General features: G+C 61.7%; 19 protein-coding genes and 1 tRNA gene. 11 read left to right on the top strand and 9 right to left on the bottom strand.

The genetic code is table 11. The features are described 5' to 3' along the window. Positions 1 to 13 precede the first annotated feature (13 nt). On the bottom strand, positions 14 to 499 hold the full coding sequence (gene bamE / locus IVB24_RS24620) for an outer membrane protein assembly factor BamE (protein ID WP_162308588.1): 486 nt from the start codon (positions 497 to 499) through the stop codon (positions 14 to 16). 98 nt (positions 500 to 597) lie between these two features. On the opposite strand from bamE, the gene IVB24_RS24615 reads away from it, so the two are divergent. The 8 genes from IVB24_RS24615 to IVB24_RS24580 all read left to right on the top strand — a co-directional run bounded on the left by IVB24_RS24615 (position 598) and on the right by IVB24_RS24580 (position 7,840). Then, a complete protein-coding gene (locus IVB24_RS24615; protein WP_140480017.1) occupies positions 598 to 1,164 on the top strand; it encodes a ubiquinol-cytochrome C chaperone family protein in 567 nt (188 codons plus the stop codon). Next, entirely contained in the window at positions 1,161 to 1,742 is a 582-nt protein-coding gene (locus IVB24_RS24610; RefSeq protein ID WP_247769342.1) for a DUF177 domain-containing protein, read from the top strand. The genes IVB24_RS24615 and IVB24_RS24610 overlap by 4 nt, the downstream gene beginning before the upstream one ends. A 298-nt stretch (positions 1,743 to 2,040) precedes the next feature. After that, on the top strand, positions 2,041 to 3,102 hold the full coding sequence (gene plsX / locus IVB24_RS24605) for a phosphate acyltransferase PlsX (RefSeq protein ID WP_094977605.1): 1,062 nt from the start codon (positions 2,041 to 2,043) through the stop codon (positions 3,100 to 3,102). After that, on the top strand, positions 3,099 to 4,079 hold the full coding sequence (locus IVB24_RS24600; RefSeq protein WP_094977606.1) for a beta-ketoacyl-ACP synthase III: 981 nt from the start codon (positions 3,099 to 3,101) through the stop codon (positions 4,077 to 4,079). The genes plsX and IVB24_RS24600 overlap by 4 nt, the downstream gene beginning before the upstream one ends. A 134-nt stretch (positions 4,080 to 4,213) precedes the next feature. Next, positions 4,214 to 4,555 (top strand): integration host factor subunit alpha, encoded by a 342-nt coding sequence (locus tag IVB24_RS24595; protein ID WP_026311906.1) that lies wholly within the window; start codon positions 4,214 to 4,216, stop codon positions 4,553 to 4,555. 26 nt (positions 4,556 to 4,581) lie between these two features. Next, positions 4,582 to 5,166, top strand: coding sequence for a MerR family transcriptional regulator (locus tag IVB24_RS24590; RefSeq protein ID WP_247769341.1), 585 nt, complete (start codon positions 4,582 to 4,584; stop codon positions 5,164 to 5,166). Positions 5,167 to 5,277: 111 nt separating this feature from the next. Beyond that, positions 5,278 to 5,355 (top strand) — tRNA-Pro (locus IVB24_RS24585). A 994-nt stretch (positions 5,356 to 6,349) separates the two neighbouring features. Beyond that, positions 6,350 to 7,840 carry a hypothetical protein gene (locus IVB24_RS24580; RefSeq protein ID WP_247769340.1) on the top strand — a complete coding sequence of 497 codons (1,491 nt, stop codon included), beginning with the start codon at positions 6,350 to 6,352 and terminating at the stop codon, positions 7,838 to 7,840. Between the two features lie 135 nt (positions 7,841 to 7,975). Here IVB24_RS24580 and IVB24_RS24575 read toward each other — a convergent pair whose 3' ends face one another. The 4 genes from IVB24_RS24575 to IVB24_RS24560 all read right to left on the bottom strand — a co-directional run bounded on the left by IVB24_RS24575 (position 7,976) and on the right by IVB24_RS24560 (position 10,931). After that, a complete protein-coding gene (locus IVB24_RS24575) occupies positions 7,976 to 8,185 on the bottom strand; it encodes a hypothetical protein (protein ID WP_247774164.1) in 210 nt (69 codons plus the stop codon). A 266-nt stretch (positions 8,186 to 8,451) separates the two neighbouring features. Further along, complete coding sequence (locus IVB24_RS24570; RefSeq protein WP_247769339.1) at positions 8,452 to 8,913, bottom strand: hypothetical protein; 462 nt, start codon at positions 8,911 to 8,913, stop codon at positions 8,452 to 8,454. 145 nt (positions 8,914 to 9,058) lie between these two features. After that, positions 9,059 to 10,300, bottom strand: a complete 1,242-nt coding sequence (locus IVB24_RS24565) for an OpgC domain-containing protein (protein ID WP_247769337.1) — start codon at positions 10,298 to 10,300, stop codon at positions 9,059 to 9,061. A gap of 391 nt (positions 10,301 to 10,691) precedes the next feature. Further along, a complete protein-coding gene (locus IVB24_RS24560; RefSeq protein ID WP_094891819.1) occupies positions 10,692 to 10,931 on the bottom strand; it encodes a hypothetical protein in 240 nt (79 codons plus the stop codon). A 618-nt stretch (positions 10,932 to 11,549) separates the two neighbouring features. On the opposite strand from IVB24_RS24560, the gene IVB24_RS24555 reads away from it, so the two are divergent. Both IVB24_RS24555 and IVB24_RS24550 read left to right on the top strand, forming a co-directional pair. Then, entirely contained in the window at positions 11,550 to 12,521 is a 972-nt protein-coding gene (locus IVB24_RS24555; protein WP_166475275.1) for an SDR family NAD(P)-dependent oxidoreductase, read from the top strand. A 251-nt stretch (positions 12,522 to 12,772) separates the two neighbouring features. Then, on the top strand, positions 12,773 to 13,888 hold the full coding sequence (locus tag IVB24_RS24550; protein WP_247769336.1) for an alpha/beta hydrolase: 1,116 nt from the start codon (positions 12,773 to 12,775) through the stop codon (positions 13,886 to 13,888). A 16-nt stretch (positions 13,889 to 13,904) separates the two neighbouring features. Here the strand turns inward: IVB24_RS24550 and IVB24_RS24545 are convergent, their stop codons facing one another. Continuing rightward, complete coding sequence (locus IVB24_RS24545; RefSeq protein WP_162308587.1) at positions 13,905 to 14,411, bottom strand: MarR family transcriptional regulator; 507 nt, start codon at positions 14,409 to 14,411, stop codon at positions 13,905 to 13,907. A gap of 406 nt (positions 14,412 to 14,817) precedes the next feature. Here IVB24_RS24545 and IVB24_RS24540 point away from each other — a divergent pair, with 406 nt between their 5' ends. Continuing rightward, positions 14,818 to 16,344 carry a porin gene (locus tag IVB24_RS24540; protein WP_247769332.1) on the top strand — a complete coding sequence of 509 codons (1,527 nt, stop codon included), beginning with the start codon at positions 14,818 to 14,820 and terminating at the stop codon, positions 16,342 to 16,344. Positions 16,345 to 16,632: 288 nt separating this feature from the next. Here the strand turns inward: IVB24_RS24540 and IVB24_RS24535 are convergent, their stop codons facing one another. From IVB24_RS24535 to IVB24_RS24525, 3 genes are all read right to left on the bottom strand, one after another. Continuing rightward, the gene (locus IVB24_RS24535) at positions 16,633 to 17,103 is read right to left on the bottom strand and encodes a GcrA family cell cycle regulator (protein WP_094977614.1); all 471 of its coding nucleotides are present in this window, start codon (positions 17,101 to 17,103) and stop codon (positions 16,633 to 16,635) included. Positions 17,104 to 17,174: 71 nt separating this feature from the next. After that, entirely contained in the window at positions 17,175 to 17,372 is a 198-nt protein-coding gene (locus tag IVB24_RS24530) for a hypothetical protein (RefSeq protein WP_007603456.1), read from the bottom strand. Positions 17,373 to 17,571: 199 nt separating this feature from the next. After that, complete coding sequence (locus IVB24_RS24525; RefSeq protein WP_247769330.1) at positions 17,572 to 18,513, bottom strand: acetamidase/formamidase family protein; 942 nt, start codon at positions 18,511 to 18,513, stop codon at positions 17,572 to 17,574. Positions 18,514 to 18,715: the final 202 nt, after the last annotated feature.

The raw sequence follows: 18,715 nt of genomic DNA, 5'->3' as shown, positions 1-18,715 counted from the left end.
GCAGGTGCGATTCTCAGTTAAAGCTAAGTAGCTTGAACAACGGCGCGAGGTAGCTCATCTCCTGGCCCGACGTCGGCGTAGTGCGGCTGATGAAGTCGAATATCTTGCCGTCCTGCAGGCCGTAATTCGCCAGCCGCCGGACGCGCCGGCTCTTGTCGAAATAGATCGCGATGACGCGCTGGTCGACCACCTTCTGGTTCATGAAGGCGACCACGCGCTCCGAGCGCTGCGAGATGTAGTAGAACACTTCGCCGTCGAGGGTCGCCACCGTGGAGGGCGTGCCCATCACGATCAGTACCTGGTCCTGGCTCGCGCCGATCGGAATCTGCTCCAGCGCGCCGGGCGGCAGGATGTAGCCCTTCTGGAATTGCTCGCCGGTGCAGCCCGTGAGCGCGGCGCCGACCAGGGCGACGGCGGCGAACATGCGCAAGCCGAGCCAGCGTGCATGAAGGCCGCGCCGCTTGTCCGCGCGCAGGCTGGTCTGGTTCGTTATCGTCATAGCGGAACTGATTCCGTCCCCTTGCGTCGCGCGAGGCGCTGAAGTACCGGGCTGAGCGCCACAATGCAACACACGCGCGCCTGCTTGCGGAAACCACAATGCTTTGGCCGTTCAATCACTTCAGGAAACCCCGGCTAACCCCGCGCGGCACCATTGAAGCCATCTATGGCATGATCGTGACGCAGGCGCGAGAACCCATATTTTACCGCGACTTGGGCGTGCCCGATACGGTTAACGGGCGTTTCGACCTGTTGCTGCTGCATCTCTGGCTGCTGCTGCGGCGCCTGCGCACGGTCAAGGGCGCCAGTGGAGGAGCCTCGGAGCTGTCGCAGGCGCTGTTCGACCGCTTCTGCGAGGACATGGACGACAATCTGCGCGAGATGGGGGTCGGCGACCAGACGGTACCGAAGCGGATGCGGGCCTTCGGCGAGGCGTTTTACGGCCGCGTCCAGGCCTATGACCAGGCCGTGGAGGCCGGCGGCGGCGAGGCCCTGGCAGAGGCGATCTGCAAGAATATCTTGAACGGGACCGGCCTGGACCGGGCGAAGCGGCTCGCGGCCTATGCGCGGGCCAGCGAGGCCGATCTCGGCCGGGCCGACGAGGCCGCGCTGCTGCGCGGCGCCTTCAGGTTTCCTCCAGCGCTTTCCGAGGGTGACACGCCATGAGCCGACCAAATACCGGATCCGAGCCCGATCCCTGGCGGGTCCCCGTCCTCGTTGCGCAGATCCCCGACACCGGCCTGCACCGCAAGCTCGAGGCCTCGGCCGCCGAGCGGCAGGCCATGGCGGAGACCGGCGGCCTGCGCGAGGTGCTCTCCGCCCAGGCCGACTTCGATGTGGTGCCGAGGAGCGGCGGCCGGGTCCAGGTGACCGGCAGCGTCCGGGCCCGAATCGGCCAGACCTGCGTGGTCACGCTCGATCCGATCGAGAGCGAGGTCGACGAGGAGGTGGACCTGACGTTCGCCCCCGAGGCCGAGGCGCGCCGCCTGGCCGACCTGATCGCGGAGCGGCGGGACGACGAGGATCCGTCCGAGGTCGCCGACCCGCCGGAGCCGATCGTCAACGGCATCATCGACCTCGGCCGCCTCGCCACCGACGCCCTGTTCCTGGCGATCGATCCCTATCCGCGCAAGGAGGGGGTCGTGTTCGAGGTGGAGGTCACCGCCCCCGATCCGGAGGACCATCCATTCGCGGTCCTGAAGGCGCTGCAAGACGAGTTGCAGGACAAGAAGAAAGGCAAATAGCTGGGCATTCCCGGGAGCACCGCTTTGCTACGGGGCGCGAGGTGCTTGCGTGAGTGGTTTGAAAGGCTGATTTATCTGTTTGATTTCAATGTGCTTCCTGTGTATTTGCCAGTTGGCGGCCGGACCGCCCTGAAAGCAAAAGGCTGGGGGCAAGAGGTTGTTTCGGGATAACAAAACGCTATTGTCGCGGCCCGGCCGGAGCGCGGCGTGGCGCTCGACCGATCGCCATGTCCGTGGCGAACCCATTCTGCGGCCCCGCTCGTTCAAGACCGCACCAGACCAGGTTTCCGGGACTTTTATGCCAAGCAAGGTTCGCATCGCGCTGGACGCCATGGGGGGCGACGGAGGCGCCGCAGTGGTCATTCCCGGCGCCGCCATCTCGCTTCAGAGGCATCGGGGGGCCGAATTCCTGCTGGTCGGGGACCGCGCCATGATCGAGCCCGAGCTGGAGAAGCATCCCGACCTCAGGGCCGCTTCGAGGATCATCCACACCGACGTGGCCGTCAGCGGCTCGGACAAGCCGAGCCAGGCGCTGCGGCGCGGCCGCAAGACCTCCTCGATGTGGCTTGCCATCGACGCGGTGAAGAAGGGCGAGGCGGATGTTGCGGTCTCCGCCGGCAACACCGGCGCGCTGATGGCGATGTCGCGCTTCCATCTGCGCACGTTGCCGGGGGTCGACCGTCCGGCAATCACCGGGGTATGGCCGACCAAGCGCGGCGATTCCGTCGTGCTCGACCTCGGTGCAACCATCGGCGGCGACGCGCACCATCTGGTGTCGCTCGCGGTGATGGGGGCTGCGATGGCAAGCGTGCTGTTCGACAAGAAGCGCCCCACGGTCGGGCTGCTCAATATCGGGGTCGAGGAGATCAAGGGGCACGAGGAGATCCGCGAGGCCGGTGAAATCCTGCGCGCCAGGAACCTGCCGGAACTCGACTATATCGGTTTCGTCGAGGGCGACGGCATCGGCAAGGGGCACGCCGACGTCATCGTGACCGAAGGATACAGCGGCAATATTGCGCTCAAGGCTGCCGAGGGAACCGCGCGGCAGATGGCGGAATTGCTTCGCGAAGGGATGCAGCGGAGCTGGATGACCAAGCTCGGCTATCTCTTGGCGCGCGACGCCTTTCAGGCGCTGCGCAACAAGATGGACCCGAACAAGTCGAACGGGGGCGTGTTCCTGGGGTTGAACGGATTGGTGGTCAAGAGCCATGGCGGAATCAGCGCCGAAGGCTTTGCCTCTGCGATCAATGTTGGCTATGAGATGGTCAAATTCGATCTCCTGAACAAGATCAATCAGATGCTCAACCGCGAAGGTGGTGCACTCAATTCCGTGCAGGCCGCGCAGGAGGCTGTTTCGTGACTCAGATTCGTTCGGTCGTGCTGGGCTGCGGCTCTTATTTGCCGGAGCAGGTGGTGACCAACGCCCAGCTGGCGGCGCGTATCGACACCTCCGACGAGTGGATCGTGCAGCGCACCGGCATTCGCGAGCGGCACATCGCGGGCGAGGGCGAGTTCACCTCGCACCTCGCGATCAAGGCGGCGCAGGCTGCGCTGACCGACGCCGGCCTGGATGCGCAGTCGATCGACTTGATCGTGCTGGCGACCTCGACGCCGGACAACACGTTTCCCGCGACCGCCGTTGCCGTGCAGCACGCCCTCGGCATCAACCACGGCGCGGCCTTCGACCTCCAGGCGGTGTGCTCGGGCTTCGTGTTCGCGCTCGCCACCGCCGATAATTTCCTGCGCACCGGCGCCTTCAAGCGCGCGCTGGTGATCGGCGCGGAGACCTTCTCGCGCATCCTCGACTGGACCGACCGCGGCACCTGCGTGCTGTTCGGCGACGGCGCCGGCGCGGTGGTGCTGGAGGCGCAGGAGCAGCCGGGCAAGGCTGCAACCGATCGCGGCATCGTCACCACCCATCTGCGCTCCGACGGTCGCCACAAGGCAAAACTGTTCGTCGACGGCGGGCCGTCCTCGACCCAGACGGTTGGTCATCTGCGCATGGAAGGCCGCGAGGTCTTCAAGCATGCGGTCGGCATGATCACCGACGTCATCGTCGACGCCTTCGAGGCGACCGGGCTCAATGCCGACAGCATCGACTGGTTCGTGCCGCACCAGGCCAACAAGCGAATCATCGACGCTTCCGCCCACAAGCTGCATATCGCGCCGGAGAAGGTGGTGCTGACGGTGGACCGTCACGGCAACACCTCGGCCGCCTCGATTCCGCTGGCGTTGTCGGCAGCGCGCAAGGACGGTCGCATCAAGCGCGGCGACATGGTTCTCATGGAGGCCATGGGCGGCGGCTTCACCTGGGGCTCGGCGATGGTGCGCTGGTAGAGCCACAGTCGATAAAATTTTGCCGGAATCAGCCGCGATTATCGATGCGCCTGCATTGATGAGCGCTGTTGACCGCCGTAACGTAAGCTCATAATTTCAGACAACAATTGTTCGCCGTGATGTGGGGCAGGGCGATGACCGATCAAAGTAAAACCGTAACGCGTGTCGATCTGTGCGAGGCCGTCTACCAGAAGGTGGGCCTGTCGCGCACGGAATCGTCCGCCTTCGTGGAACTCGTGTTGAAGGAGATCACCGACTGCCTGGAAAAGGGCGAGACGGTGAAGCTGTCTTCGTTCGGGTCCTTCATGGTCCGCAAGAAGGGCCAGCGCATCGGTCGCAACCCGAAGACCGGCACCGAGGTGCCGATCTCGCCGCGCCGGGTCATGGTGTTCAAGCCGTCGGCGATCCTGAAGCAGCGCATCAACGCGCAGCACCGTACCAACGGCGACGGCAGCAAGGTTCAACCCGAGGCGTAAGTCGCCCCGCGCAGAGGAGTTGGCATTTGGACAAGGCGCCGGATGCGTTCCGAACCATCAGCGAAGTAGCGCAGGAGCTCGACATCCCGCAGCACGTGCTGCGGTTCTGGGAGACCCGGTTCTCCCAGATCAAGCCGATGAAGCGCAGCGGCGGCCGCCGCTATTACCGCCCCGACGACGTCGACCTGCTCAAGGGCATCCGCCGGCTGCTCTACGGCGAGGGCTACACCATCCGCGGCGTGCAGCGGATCCTGAAGGAGCACGGCGTCAAATCGGTGCAGGGTCTCGCCGACAGCGCGGCCGCGGTCTCGTTCGGGGCCATCGAGGACGCCATCGGCGCCAGCCTGATGGAGCCCGAGGACGAGGAGGCGCCGATCAAGGGCGTCACCGACAGCGACGAGGACGACTACCAGGGTGACGAGGAGGAAGGCATCGACTTCCGCTTCAGCGAGGTCGACGACGAGGACATCCTCACCACCTTCCGCAAGGGCGGCACGACTGCCGCGGCCCCGGCCGGCCCCAGTGCGCTGGACCGGGAACGGTTAGGGCGCGTCCTCGCCGACCTCGTCGCCTGCCGCGAAATGCTGGACCAGGCGCTGAAGGACGGGTGAGGGGCCTTTTCCTCGGCTTTGCGGGCAGTTCCGGCGACTGTGGGCGGGGACGGCAAAATGCTGCGGCCTCGCCTTGCGCATCGCGCCGATCCTAGCTAATGGAACGACGTTCGGAGCGTGGCGCAGCCCGGTTAGCGCACTAGTCTGGGAGACTAGGGGTCGGAGGTTCAAATCCTCTCGCTCCGACCATTTTATCCAATAATTTCAATATGGTTTCGGTGCGGCCGGTTTACGCCGGGCCGCCTGTTTACATGCGGTTTACAATTTCCGTTCTGGGATTGTTTCAAGTCGGGTCGCTGCATCAGATTTGCTGCCCGCGGCTAACGATGGTTTGGGCCGGGCCACCGGTTTTGCTTTCCCCCTGGGGAGGACCCGCGCATATGCTTTAGGGGGGCTTTACAATCTCGGGCTGCCAAGTTCTTGATCTCGATCATTAGTAGACGTTCAAGATTTGGGAGGCCAAATGGCCAAGCCGTCAATTTTTATGGTCATTGCAATTCTCGCAGGCGGCGCAATTTCCGCTCCGTTCCAGGTGTCGGCGAGGCAGTGCGAAAGGCAAGAACAGATCTGCCGGGCCAGTGCCGATAGTTATCTCGATCGATGCCTAAACAAGTGTTCGCTCGAGGACTTCAATTCCTGTACGGCAGCCTGCGATAGCCACTACTCCAACCTAACGCGGTCTTGTGAGGGGGAAGCTCTGTCCTGCTACAGATGGGATGATCTCGAACGCGATCTCGAAGATCGAGCCAGCAGGAGGCGTTGAAATGATCAAGAGCATTAGCATTCCAGGCGCAATCATCATGGTGTTGGGCAGCCCGGTCCAGGCCGATTGTATCCGGGCGATCGCAGTTTGCGAGGACGCTCAACGCGAGGTCGAACAATGTCAGTTCAACCCTGCCAAGTGCAGACCAATAGCAAGAGCTAGAGACTCAGTCTGCAAACAAGCGGACTACACGTGTCAGCACGAGCGCGATGACCCCGCTCCATCTCGTCCGGCGCCCAAGTCCGATCGTGATGATGATGATCAATGATCGTCAATTGGGATTTCGCCCTGAGCGAGCAACTGTCGCTCTCTCCGCGCTACGCTCTGGAGTCCGATAAGAGCCCTTAGCGGACTCCAGCCTTTCCGTCGCACTGCTATTTTGCTTACTGCGTTTTTCAGACGACTTCGTGAGGGCGCCAAATGCCGATTGATCTAAGAAAAATATCAAATTTCGGAGGCACCGATGCCGACGAAGATTCTCTGCTCCTTCAATCCTTCGAAGACCACCCCGCTTATTTGCAGGTCCTCAACCACGAGAAATTTTGTATCCTTGGACGCAAAGGCAGCGGCAAAACCGCGATCTTCAAAAAGATTCTCAAAGATCGAGTGCCGAACGTCTTTTCATTCGGGCACACATTTTCTGACTACCCTTGGCATCATCACGACAAGCAAAAAAAGGTCGGCGTTCCCGAAGAGCAATGCTACGTGCAAAGCTGGAATTACCTGTGCCTCATATCGCTTTCGAAAATCCTCCTCAATCAGGATAACTCGCAGCCCTTCAGCGACGAGACACTTCCTCACCTGGAGCGGATTGAACGCTTCGTGCTTGACACCTACGGTTCGAAAGACCCGGACGTAACACAGATATTTTCTCCAGCACACCGACTGCGCTTTTCGGGAGATGTTGGCGTCGACTGGAAAATATTTAAGGCCTCGGCGAAGATCGATACGGTTGAAATGGCCAACCTGCCGTCGATCGCTCAGGAGGTGAACCTGAATCTGCGAAAGTCTGTAATCGAATGTCTGAACCCGGACAATCGCTACTATGTACTGTTCGATCAACTCGACCTCGGTTTTTCGACCACCGAACGACAATATTCGCTCCGCTTGATCGGATTGCTTCTGGCTGCAAAGGAATTAAACGTCCTCGCAAAGGAGATGGGCAAGAATCTTACGGTAGGCATATTCCTCCGTGACGATATCTATAGATTTCTCCGCTTCGAAGACAAGAACAAGATAACCGAAAACTTTTCAGCATCTGTCCATTGGGACCATGGCCCCAACCATCGAACGCTGAAGAGCTTGATGGAGAAGCGGTTCAAAGCGGCGGCAAAATCGGAGGAGCCCATCCGTTGGGACGAGGTGTTCGATGAAGATCACCAGATGACCGGTAGACAATCAAAGTATCATTATATGCGGGATCGAACTTTTCTTCGCCCTCGCGACATGATCAAGTTTTGCAACGAGGCCCTTGATGCCTTCAAAGCCCTTCCGTCAACGAGTGCAAAGTTCGACAACCCACACATTTTGGAAGCACAGGGTCATTACTCAGACTATTTGTATCGGGAGCTCGAGGACGAAATCCACAAACAGATTCCCAACTATGAATTCTACGTTGAGGTCCTCAAAAACCTAGAAGCGTTGCAATTTACGAAGGACGACTTCCTTACGGCGTGGGAACGAAGAAAGTCTCTGCTGACGGGTGACGATAGACCCGAGCTAGCCATGAAGCAGCTATATGACTTTTCGCTGATAGGCTTTTACTCTCCTGGCGGCGGAGGTGGAGGCGCGGAATATATTTGGAAGTATAAGGATCAGAGGAGCGCCTTTAATGAGAACGCTGCTCAATTCCGAGTTCACTCTGGATTTAAAGAGGTCTTAGGCCTCAAAAAGTTCGTTCGCTCAGGTTAGGCCGATCGAGGCAGCTCCGCCCGGCACTCCTGGAGTCCGATAACAGCCCTTAACGGACTCCAGACTTCCCGGACTGCGCTTTGCGCCCGGCATGCGTTAGACGCCTGGCGATCACGCTTGCAGCGAGCCATCACATCAACGCTTCGCGGGCGGGCCGCTCTTGTTACCCGGCAGTCCTTTGACACCCGATGAGTCCTGCTGCTGGGTCGATGTGTTCTGACCGACGGTACCTTGCGAGGAAGGCCCGTTTTTGCCACCCGGTGCTCCGGCAATCCCTGTTCCAGAATTTTGAGCGCCAGGTGCTGTCGTCGTTGAATCAGCGCGACCCGAGCTGCTGCCCGGCACTTGCGCTGCGGAACCTGGCCGGTCCTGTTCGCCCACGTAACCCGATGCACCGGAGTTGTGAGTCTTAATGCCTTTGTCGGCTTCGTTCTGCATGTTTGGCGAGGTCTGTTGAGCCACCGCTGGCATCAAGCTGGCTGCAAGAACGACGGTTGCAAATGCGATTCGACGCATGGTTTCCTCCTCAGGTTGTTCGCTCAACAACGTGAGATGTACCCACTGTTTCCAAAAGTTCTTGGAATTCTTTGAAGGTCGATCGCACCCAGGTTTTACGAGGGTGTCGTTCTGTCCCGATAGTCTTCGAGCTTTCTGATCGCACTGGCGGCGAGCACGCCGCGACGGGCGAGGTACAGGTCAATCACCTTCTGCGCCTTGTCAACGCTCCAACATAGCGCTTCGGCGATCTCAGGCGCCGTCGCGCCAGCTTCGGCGAGTAACGTCGCGGCGGTGCCCCGGTTGTCGTGAAAATTTAGGTCTGCCGTTTTGACATATTCGACGTTTTTGCCATGGGCTTCGGCGTCGGCATTAATCGCGTCGAGCTTGTTGCAGTCCTCGCGCCAGGGCTCGTTGAAATAGCGCTTCGTATAGGCCTTCCCGGTCGGCGTCAGCATCACCAGCGCGCCGGCCTTTGTTTCTTTGAGCCTGTCGAGGTGCGCCTTCATGAACGCGGCGAGCGCGGGGTCGATCTTGCGCATCTGCTTGCGGCGGCTTTCGAGATAGGTGCGTCCCAACGCATGGCCCTCGTGGTTCGCCCCCGCTCATCTGGGCGACAAAGGCGCCGGCTCTGACCACGAACCGAATTTCTTGGGAGCTGCGGACCGGGGGCGACCTGGTCGAGGCTCTTTGTCGACGTCGGTGCGGTTGGTCAAACCTCTGTTAAGGCGGCTGCCGCGCATCCATCCCGCGAGGGACCTGCGCCGCGCTTCCGGCGCCGCGCAGCACAAGATGCTCGAGGGCGCCGGTGCTTTCCGGCGCCTTCTTTCCGTCTACCGGACTCTCATGTGAAGATTTCTCCACTCGCTTTGACCAGGATCTGTAGTAGGCAACCGCCGTCATGATCGCGATCCCCGCGGCTCCGACGAGCAGTTGGGCGAGGATGCCGTTCCCTGCCAACTGCAGGATGAAGTACCCGATGAAGGCCAGGAGAATGCCCACACAAAACACTTCCAGAGACTGCTGGCCGCACTTTACCAGGGGTCGCCAGATGGTGGCTCGCAGCCCGGGCGCATCGATCGGTATGAACCGGGCACCAAGGATGATCAGCACCATCAAATGAAGATAGCGGTAGGGCGCCAGGTTGGTCTTGTCGTTGGGATTGAAAAGCTCGAACAAGGCAGGCGCAAACAAGGCCCGGAGCTGAGGCTGGTGAGCAGCCAACGTCATGAGCGCCGCAAAGATCAGATAGGCAATCGCAACAACCAGCACGAGCCTGGACCGCAGCAGGAAATGCAGACGCCCCGCACCCGTCAACGCGAGCCATGCGCCCGTGACAAACAGAAGCTGCCACGCCAGCGGATTGAAGTACCAGCTTCCCGATGGATAGGAAGGCAGGTTCCAATGGAATCGCCGCGCAGCCAGATAAAGCAGCACCGACCCGATCATGACGGCATCGGGAAATCTCAACATCAACCAGAGGATCGGAGGAAACAGGCCCATCAAAACGACGTAGAGCGGCAGCACGTCCAAATTCAGAGGCTTGTATCTCAGCAAAAGCCCCTGCGTCATCATCTCGATCGGCGCGCTGGTGACCGGTGCGGCGTTGAACAGATCGACCAGATCAGGCGCGTTGAACCTTTCCGACAGGAAATGGATGAAAGCCAGGTAGATCATGAATAGCAGGATATGCGCCGTGTAGATTTGCCAAACGCGCCTCAATAGCCTGCTGGCTCCGAACACAAAGCCCCGCTCCATCTTTCGCGTATATACGAGCGCCGAGGTGTAGCCGGAGATGAACACGAACAGATCGGCCCCGTCGCTGAATCCATAATTCCGGAATGAACACCACACCAGCACCGTGCCGGGGACATGGCCGAGAAACATCGCCCAGTTGGCGAGGCCGCGAAACAGGTCGAGACGCAAATCACGTTGAGGTGGTGGCGGCGCAAGCCCGAGCTTCATTCTGCTTTCCGTCGTGCAAACGATTCACGATCGATGTCCGCGCCCCAGCACGGAGAAGCCGCCGAGGTCGCTCACGCCAGATGCCGGGCCGAGAGCCTCGTTTGAGAAGGATCAAATGGCCAGCCGCGAGTTCAGTTTGATACGGTCAATACGACAATGTTGGCGCACTCAGGTCAGCAGGATATTGACCTGAGTCAAGCGACCCGCCGTGAGCCGCGGTACCATGCATGCATGACTTCGAGCGCACGGAGACCAAACGGCGTCCGGAGTTTTCCAGGGTAACTGGTAGGAAATCTCAGTTCCGAGCAAAACGCGCGCGCTGTGTCATCGGACCTGGCCCGGTGGGCGTTTCCTCGGTTGGTCGTGTTCTGGTCAGTAGTTTTGCGGGGCCTTAGGCGTGGCCCTTGATCTCGTAATGGCCGGGCACGCATTTGTACCGATCCAGGCGCCAATTGGCGTGATAGATCGGATGCTCGCCCATCCATTTCGCCAACGGCGCCTGTGCGCCGATCGCACACTGCATCATCGATATCTCGGGCGTCATGTTGCTGTCGGTCACGATTTCCTCGATGCAACTGCCTGAACTGGCTGCACTCAGCCGGCAGAGCACGGCAACGACGGTCACGAACATTCCTGTCACCTCATCGGTAGTTTCAGACCACGAAGAAGATGCAAGCGGAGTGCCAGAGCCTGTGACACGCAAGCCACACGCTGGCCTGGCCGAATCGACCCAGCGTCCGGAGTCCATTTGGCGATTCGGATTATAAAAAAATTTCCCATAAACCGAAGCCGGACAAATACGGGAATCGGGCCAGTAAAGCTCCGGTTGTGGCGCCAGCGCCTTCGGCTGGTGCTTCGCGCACGGTGGGCCAGCGCATGTGCTTCCCAGCGACAACGGAGCAAGCGCCTCGTCCTTCGAGACGACCGCTGCGCGGTCTCCTCAGGATGAGGCTAAAGGGCACGGCCCTCGTTGCAACTGCCTCCATATACTCCGCCCTCATCCTGAGGGCCCGCCAACGGCGGGCGTCTCGAAGGATGTGCTGCGGGTGGGGCTGCCTCACACGCACGGACCGTGTGGTGATCGCACCGGCGCGGCCGATAGTCCGCGCGCCGAAATAATTGATGCCGAAGATCGCTTCGCCGCGCCGCTTTCATTTGCCGATGCGGCGCTGCTACATTTCGCGCGCGCGGCCGGTCAGCGGCACTGCGACGAAGAAACAGACCGACAAGGGGAGGGGCCGAAAGTCCCATGAAGGATTTCGCAGGAAAGATCGCCGTCATCACCGGCGGCGGCACGGGAATGGGGCGCGAGCTCGCACGGCAGCTCGTCGCCGAGGGCTGCAATGTCGCGATGTGCGACGTCTCGGAGGCCGCGATGGCCGAGACCAAGCGGCTCTGCGAGGTCGAGAAGCTGCCGCAAGGCCTGCGCGTCACGACGCATGTTGCCGACGTCTCGATCGAGGATCATCTGAAGCGCTTCCGCGACGAGCTCGCCGAGCAGCAGAAGACGGACAGGATCCATTTGCTGTTCAACAATGCCGGCATCGGCGGCGGCGGCAGCCTGTTCACGAACACGCGCGAGCAGTGGGAGCGCACCTTCAACATCTGCTGGGGCGGCGTTTATCTCGGCGTGCGCACCTTCCTGCCGATGCTGGTGGCCGCCGACGAGGCCCATATCGTCAACACCGCGAGCGTCAACGGCTTCTGGGCCTCGATCGGCATGGGGCAGGCACACACCGCCTACAGCTCGGCCAAGTTCGCCGTGAAGGGATTTACCGAAGCGCTGATCAACGACCTCCGCCTGCACGCGCCGCATGTCAAATGCTCGGTGGTGATGCCGGGCCATATCGGCACCTCGATCGTCTCCAATTCGCGCAAGGTGCAGAGCGCCGACGGCTCGGAGCGGCTCAACGCGGACGAGGTCGCGCTGACCCGCAAGCGCATGGTCGCGGCCGGCGTGCCGGATGCCGACAAGATGTCGGACGACGACATCCAGGCGGTGTTCGCCGAGCGCGCCCGCAGCTTCCTCGAGGATGCGCCGACCACGGCTGCACAGGCCGCGAAGATCATTCTCGACGGGGTCAAGGCGGAGCGCTGGCGCATCCTCGTCGGCGAGGACGCCAGGCGCCTCGACGAACGCGTCCGCGCCACGCCGGAGCAGGCTTACGACCGCGCCTTTTACGAAAGCTTTACCCAGGAGGTCGGCTGGCGGCTCGGGTGAGATCGCCTCCAAGGCGGGCGGATATAGGTATGATCATCATCATGGCAAGAGGCGTGCAGGTATTTGCAGGTGCCACCTCCTGCCAATTGTGATCGCCTCATGACGAATTGGAATGTCACGCATGCGAGCGGACCGGGTTCGTTCAAGCGATGGTGATCTCGAACGGCTCTCATTCAGTGCACGGCTGCTTGGTCGGTGCACTGAATTGGTTTACTCAATCAAGGGTAACGCGATGATAGAGCGTAGCTCCGATGATACCCGCATGCCTCTCCGACGACTGGATCCTCTGCCCGGAGCGGGAGGACATTTCCGCTGAATTCACGCGGCTCCTGACCGCGGCCCAGGAGGGCGGCGCCACGATCGCTGAATGCCTGATGATCGCGCGGCAGCTGAAGCGGGGCGACGACCGGTCCTGGCATCGCGAGTGGAAGAAGCTGGCGCAGGCCAATCGGCATCGCGCCGAGGCAGCGTTCGCGGAAGGCCACATGGCGACCGCGCAGCGCAACTGGCTGCGCGCCATGAACTATTATGGTGCGGCGGCGATGCCGCTCGAGCCGGACGACGAGCGCCGCTGGGTTGCGGTGCTCGCGATGCAGGAATGCGCGCGCCGCTACCTTTCGGCGCGCAGCCCGGCGGGCGAGGTCGTGACGATCCCCTGGCTCGACGGACATGCGCTGCAGGGCTACTTCCTTCCGGCGCCGTCGGGAAGCGGGCGGGCTCCGACCGTGATCTGCATCGGAGAGCCCGGCCACCGCAAGGAGGAATTCCTGCACAAGCTCGTGCCGCATGCGCGCGAGCGCGGATTCTCGATGCTGGCGCTCGACCTGCTCGGCGACCAGCGCGACGACATCATCGACGAGCTGTTGCGGCGGGGGGATCTCGAAAGCGCGATTCCCTGCGTCATGGACTATCTGGAGACGCGCGGCGACATCGATTTCGCCCGGGTCGGGATCATCGCCGACGGCTGGGGCTCGTCCTTCGTGGCGCGCGCGGTGTTGCAGGAGCCGCGGCTTGCCGCCGCCGTCTGCGATGGCGGCCTGTGGGACCTGCACGAGCGGGCGTTCTTTGCCAGCCGTTTCGCGATGAGCGACGTCACCATCGTGCCGGTGCCGCACGCGCCGCTGATGGCCTCCAGCGCCGACTGTCCGGTGCTGATCACGCTCGGCGAAGACGGCTGGCTCAAGGCCGACCGGGCGCGCCAGATCGTCGAGAGCTCCCGGCTCGGCAGCTCGGATGTCATGTTGAAGGTGTTCACTTCGGCCGAGACCGGCGCGGCCCAGGCCCATGCGGACAATCCGAGCCTTGCCAACGAATATATCTTCGACTGGCTCGAATCGCGGCTCGGCGCCGCCACGCGGCGGATTTGACCGCCGCACCAAGCCTTCAGAAGTCGATCGAGATCCGGACGCAGGCTTTCTGCAGGCGATTCTTCAGCGTCGCGAGCTTGCCGGTGAATTCCGTCAATTCGTCCTCATCGAACCCCTGGAAGACGAATTCGCGGATCGTCTTGTACTGCTCGTTGAGGCTCGCGATGTGCTTCTGGGTCTTGTCGGCGAGCGACAGCCGCACCACGCGGGCGTCGGTCGGGGAGGGACGACGGCGGAGCAGGCCCTTCTTCTCGAGCAGCTTGGACTGGGTGGTGACGAAGGATGGATCGACGTGGAGCAGCTTGGAGACGACGTTGACCGGAATGCCGTCGTCCTTGTCGAGGTCGGAGATGGCCATCAGGATCAGCCATTGCGGGCCGCTGATGCCCAGCGTCTTCGCCCAGAACTGACGCAGCTCTTCCAGATACATGTTGATCGACGAGATCTCCCAGGTGAAGCGCCTGATGATATCCAGGTTGCCGATCGAGCGCAGGCGCGCTCCTTCTTTCCTCGTCGCGGACACAGCGTCACTCCCGTGAACCGATCGTTTAGGCCGGTTGTTCATCGACGGCCATAGTCCACGCAAGCCTGCTCTGACGCAAGTGCAGAGCAGGCTAATTGTGTCAGTAGGATTACAAAGATGATCGGCTCAACAGATTGGCTCACCCTGGGTGTTGCCTGTGGGGCACAGGTTTAGGTGAAACAGAAAGCTGACTAAATAAAGTATTTTGATCGGCGGAACGGCGCAGGCATATTGCTTCTGACGGTGGGGGGTACTCGATCGTCCCGTTGCAGGTGGTTCGCTCACGTCCCTCGCGTTCAAGCGGGAGTGTCCGAAAGCGCAAAGCGGCCGAGCGGATTTGAAGAGACGGGGATCTGGGGGGCCTCACGGTCCAGTCTCCGCAAAATGGACAACTTGGAGGTTTTATATGAAAGTGGTGAAGAGCCTTTTGCTCGGCACTGCGGCGGGTCTGATCGCCGTCGGTGGAGCCCAGGCGGCCGATCTTCCGGTCAAGGCCAAGGCGATCGAGTACGTGAAGATCTGCTCGCTGTACGGAGCGGGTTTCTACTACATCCCGGGCACCGACACCTGCATCAAGCTGGGCGGTTATCTGCGTGCCGAAGTCGCGCTCAACTCGGGCGGTCACTACAATGGCCAGTTCAGCGGTGTCGCAGGTGCGCACGACCGTCTGAGCAACTACTACAGCATGCGTTCTCGTCAAGATCTCAACATCGATACGCGCACCGCGACCGAGTATGGCGTGGTCCGCACCTTCTTCGATGCGACATTCACCTGGACGTCGGGAAGCTATGCCGGTGCAGGCACGGGTGCTACCGGAGGCGCCACCGCCTATGATTCGGCCCCGGCAGGAACGAGCGGTTCGGGCTCGGTCTCCGGCGGTGCGCTTGGCGTCTACTTCGCTTTCATCCAGTTCGCCGGATTCACGATGGGTAAGGCGGTGTCGCAGTTCGACGCACCTTGGACCAACTATCCCGGCAACAACTTCGACGGTCTCGTCGGTGGCGGCGGCACGGTTACGGGTGTCAACCAGTTCACCTATACCGCTGACTTCGGTCAGGGTATCACGGCGGCTATCTCGGCGCAGGACCAGGTTGCCTACGGCCAGACGAACATCTGGAACACCACGGGCGCGACCGCTAGCGGCATCGTCGGTGGTGCTTACGGTCTGAACGACATCGGCGGTACGCGGTCGCCCGACATCATCGGCATGGTGCGTGTCGACCAGGCGTGGGGCCTGTTCCAGGCGTCGGTTGCGGCGCACGACAACCACGCCGGTTACTATGGCGCCAGCGAAACTACCGGAGCAGCGTCGGACAAGTGGGGTTGGGCTGCTGCGCTGGCCTTGTCGATCAAGAACATCCCGACAGGCGCGGGTGACGTGCTCAACATCCAGGGCGTCTACACCGAGGGTGCGAGCCGCTACAACTTCCAGAGCCTGGCGACGACGAGCTACTCCATGTTCAGTGGCAGCGGCAATGGCGCTTACCAGAGCGTCGGCTTCGCTGGTGTGTCCGACGCCGTGTTCGGGGCCGGCACGGGCCTCGAACTCACCAAGACTTTCGGCATGCGCGGTGCGTTCACCCACAATTGGAATGCGTACTGGAACTCGGCTCTCTACGGTGCGTACGGTGCCGTCCGTTACAGCGGCACTGCGAAGGGTCTGATCTGCGGCAGCGCAGGCATGGCCGCTCTGGCTCTGACCGGCACTTGCAATCCGGACTTCGACATCGCTCAGGTGGGCTTCATCACCCGCTGGACTCCGGTCAAGAACCTGACGTTCTCGGGTGACTTCAACTGGACCAGGATCGACCAGAAGTATTCCGGCACGGTTGCTTACGCTGGAAGCGCGACCACTGCCAAGCCTGCAGCCGTCTACGAGTTGAAGGATCAGGACAGCTTCACCCTGCTGCTGCGCGCCCAGCGCAACTGGTGATGTGATCTGACGACGACCAGGCCCCGGCGGGACACCGCCGGGGCCTTCTTCCAATGTGGCATTCGGAAAATCCGGTGGCGGTGGCGGTTGCGGGCGGCGAAGACGAGCCATGCGATTCGATCACCTGCAAACTTATTTACTTACCTGAGTTAATCAGCTATATATCGCTCAGCCAATACGAAAGTTGCGGCTCTTAGCTTCATGCTAAGCCTCCAGAAACCTCCGGTGATGCCCCGCCGGAGGTTTTTCGTTTTTGGGGTGCTGTTTCAAAGCGTCTCGAGCGAAATATCAGCCGCGCATCACGCGGGCCCGTCCGTTCGGCCGGTAGGCGAGGCGGCTGTGGCCGCTGCAATAGGGCTGGCTGTCCGGCGCGGAATTGCCGCAGAAGCAGAAATCCTCGGCGCCCGGCGTCGAGATCGGCCAGCGGCAGCGGTTCTCCGAGAGCTCCAGCAGCGAGCAGCGATTGGCCTCGTCGATCGGCCCGGCCACGACCGGCGCGTCGGTGTCGCCATAGATCGTGGCGAGCATCTCGTATTGCAGCCGCGGCACGGTTCTCGGCGCCCGCGCCGGCCGGTCCTGAACCTTGCGGTCGTCGATGGTGCGGCCGCGCGTGAGATTGAGGCGGGACAGCTTGCCGATCACGGCATTGCGGCTGACTCCGATGTCGGCGGCGATCTCGCGGCACGAGAGGCCGGCCTCGAAGTGCTGCTTCAGAAGTTCAATTCGTTCGTCGGTCCAGGTGGGCGAAAGAACAGGCATGTGTCACGGTCCCAGGTTGCAGATGTGGCCATCCGCCTTCCGAGATCCGTCCGTTCACGTCCGGCGCGCGCTCACGTCCTGCCATTGTCGCGAATCGACAGAAGCCCGTCCTTGATGGCGAGACGGATGCCTTCCTCGATCAGAGTACGTGCGACGCCGGGAACGCTGGTGCCGTGGGTGCCCTGTCTCACCAGCTTCTCCAGATAGGTGATGGTCGAGAGCGCCAAGGTTACGGGAATACGGTCAGTCTCGGCTTTTTCGGTGGCCATGGCCGAACGCTAGCCTCATACTCGGGTACATAAAAGTAACGATTAAGACTCTATTTAGGTTCAGGGGTGAGAGTCAAATCCGGGCAAGACCGGTGTGTCAGCTCGTTGAAATCGCTGGAGATTTTTGGCGTGGTTGGGCGCGCCGCGCGAGACATCGGGCGGCGGCGTGGCGTCGACAGGTCGGGAGGTGCGGGCCGGCTCAGCCGTGCACGATCGCCTTTTCGATCATGCAATGGATGCCCTTGGCGCCGTTGACGGTCTGGGTCACCCTGAGGTCGGCGGCCAGGCTGCACAGCATGTAGGCGTCCTCGCGCGACAGGTTTCGCGTCTCGCCGAGCAGAGCGATCATGTCCCGCAGCGCGCGCACCACGCACTGGTCGAGGTCGGGATCCATCGCCATGGTCATGTAATGCGTGGCCGTTTCGGCGCGGGGATAGTCGAAGGTCAGGTCCTTGCGCAGCGTCAGGCGGAAGCGCCCCTGCAGCGCGGTCTCGATCGCGGTGACGCAGACCTCGCCGTCGCCCTGCACGCCGTGGCCGTCGCCGCAGGAGAACATCGCGCCTGGCACGAACACCGGCAGATAGAGCGTCGCGCCGGCGCCGAGCTCCTTGTTGTCGAGATTGCCGCCCATGGCGCGCGGGATCAGCGAGGAGATGCGGCCCCAGGCCGGCGGCGGCGACACGCCCATCACGCCGAAGAACGGTTTGAGCGCGAGATCGAAGCCCCATGGCATGCGGCCGACCATCCGCGTCCGGTCCAGCGGAATGTTCAGGATACGGGTCTCGTGGAAATCGTCGGGCAGGGTGCCGGACAGCGGCTTGATCATGTTCCAGCCCCAATCCTGCCGGAGCTGGACGTCGAGGATCTCGACTGCGAGCACGTCGCCGGGCTCGGCGCCTTCCACCGCGATCGGCCCGGTGAGGATGTGCCCCGGCAGCATGCGTTCGTTATTGGCGTGAACCTCGAACATCTCGGGGGGAATGTGAAACTTGTCGCGGTCGGGCAGCATGTCCGGGCCGCCGCTGATGGTGTCGACCGTCACCTCGTCGCCGCTTTTGACGGTGAGGACAGGCTCGAGCGCGGCTTCGAAGAAGCCCCAATGACAGGTTTTGGGGTTGGAATGCAGGTGGTGATGGGTCATTTGCCGGGTCCGGTCGCTTTCATCAGGCCGGGCTTGACCCGGCGATCGATCCTCTTTCAAGAAGCTTTCTGAAGATCGTCGGGTAGGTCAAGCCCTGCGCGGACCGGCAAGATCATTCCAGCGAGGCTCCCCTGTTTTTCGTTCTGTCCAAGACCCTCGGCACCGCGCTGCTGCCGATCAACCTTCTGGTCGAGCTCGGTAT

The organism is Bradyrhizobium sp. 192, assembly GCF_023100965.1.
GTDB classification, from domain to species: Bacteria; Pseudomonadota; Alphaproteobacteria; order Rhizobiales; family Xanthobacteraceae; genus Bradyrhizobium; species Bradyrhizobium symbiodeficiens.
The sequence above is the reverse complement of the archived record's forward strand: the minus strand, read 5'-3'. Positions and strand labels throughout refer to the sequence as shown.

What these genes read in the sequence shown, in the direction of transcription:
- bamE (WP_162308588.1), bottom strand. Translation starts at nt 499, where the DNA reads ATGACGATAACGAACCAGACCAGCCTGCGCGCGGACAAGCGGCGCGGC.
- IVB24_RS24615 (WP_140480017.1), top strand. Translation starts at nt 598, where the DNA reads ATGCTTTGGCCGTTCAATCACTTCAGGAAACCCCGGCTAACCCCGCGC.
- IVB24_RS24610 (WP_247769342.1), top strand. Translation starts at nt 1,161, where the DNA reads ATGAGCCGACCAAATACCGGATCCGAGCCCGATCCCTGGCGGGTCCCC.
- plsX (WP_094977605.1), top strand. Translation starts at nt 2,041, where the DNA reads ATGCCAAGCAAGGTTCGCATCGCGCTGGACGCCATGGGGGGCGACGGA.
- IVB24_RS24595 (WP_026311906.1), top strand. Translation starts at nt 4,214, where the DNA reads ATGACCGATCAAAGTAAAACCGTAACGCGTGTCGATCTGTGCGAGGCC.
- IVB24_RS24580 (WP_247769340.1), top strand. Translation starts at nt 6,350, where the DNA reads ATGCCGATTGATCTAAGAAAAATATCAAATTTCGGAGGCACCGATGCC.
- IVB24_RS24565 (WP_247769337.1), bottom strand. Translation starts at nt 10,300, where the DNA reads ATGAAGCTCGGGCTTGCGCCGCCACCACCTCAACGTGATTTGCGTCTC.
- IVB24_RS24560 (WP_094891819.1), bottom strand. Translation starts at nt 10,931, where the DNA reads ATGTTCGTGACCGTCGTTGCCGTGCTCTGCCGGCTGAGTGCAGCCAGT.
- IVB24_RS24555 (WP_166475275.1), top strand. Translation starts at nt 11,550, where the DNA reads ATGAAGGATTTCGCAGGAAAGATCGCCGTCATCACCGGCGGCGGCACG.
- IVB24_RS24550 (WP_247769336.1), top strand. Translation starts at nt 12,773, where the DNA reads ATGATACCCGCATGCCTCTCCGACGACTGGATCCTCTGCCCGGAGCGG.
- IVB24_RS24540 (WP_247769332.1), top strand. Translation starts at nt 14,818, where the DNA reads ATGAAAGTGGTGAAGAGCCTTTTGCTCGGCACTGCGGCGGGTCTGATC.
- IVB24_RS24535 (WP_094977614.1), bottom strand. Translation starts at nt 17,103, where the DNA reads ATGCCTGTTCTTTCGCCCACCTGGACCGACGAACGAATTGAACTTCTG.
- IVB24_RS24530 (WP_007603456.1), bottom strand. Translation starts at nt 17,372, where the DNA reads ATGGCCACCGAAAAAGCCGAGACTGACCGTATTCCCGTAACCTTGGCG.
- IVB24_RS24525 (WP_247769330.1), bottom strand. Translation starts at nt 18,513, where the DNA reads ATGACCCATCACCACCTGCATTCCAACCCCAAAACCTGTCATTGGGGC.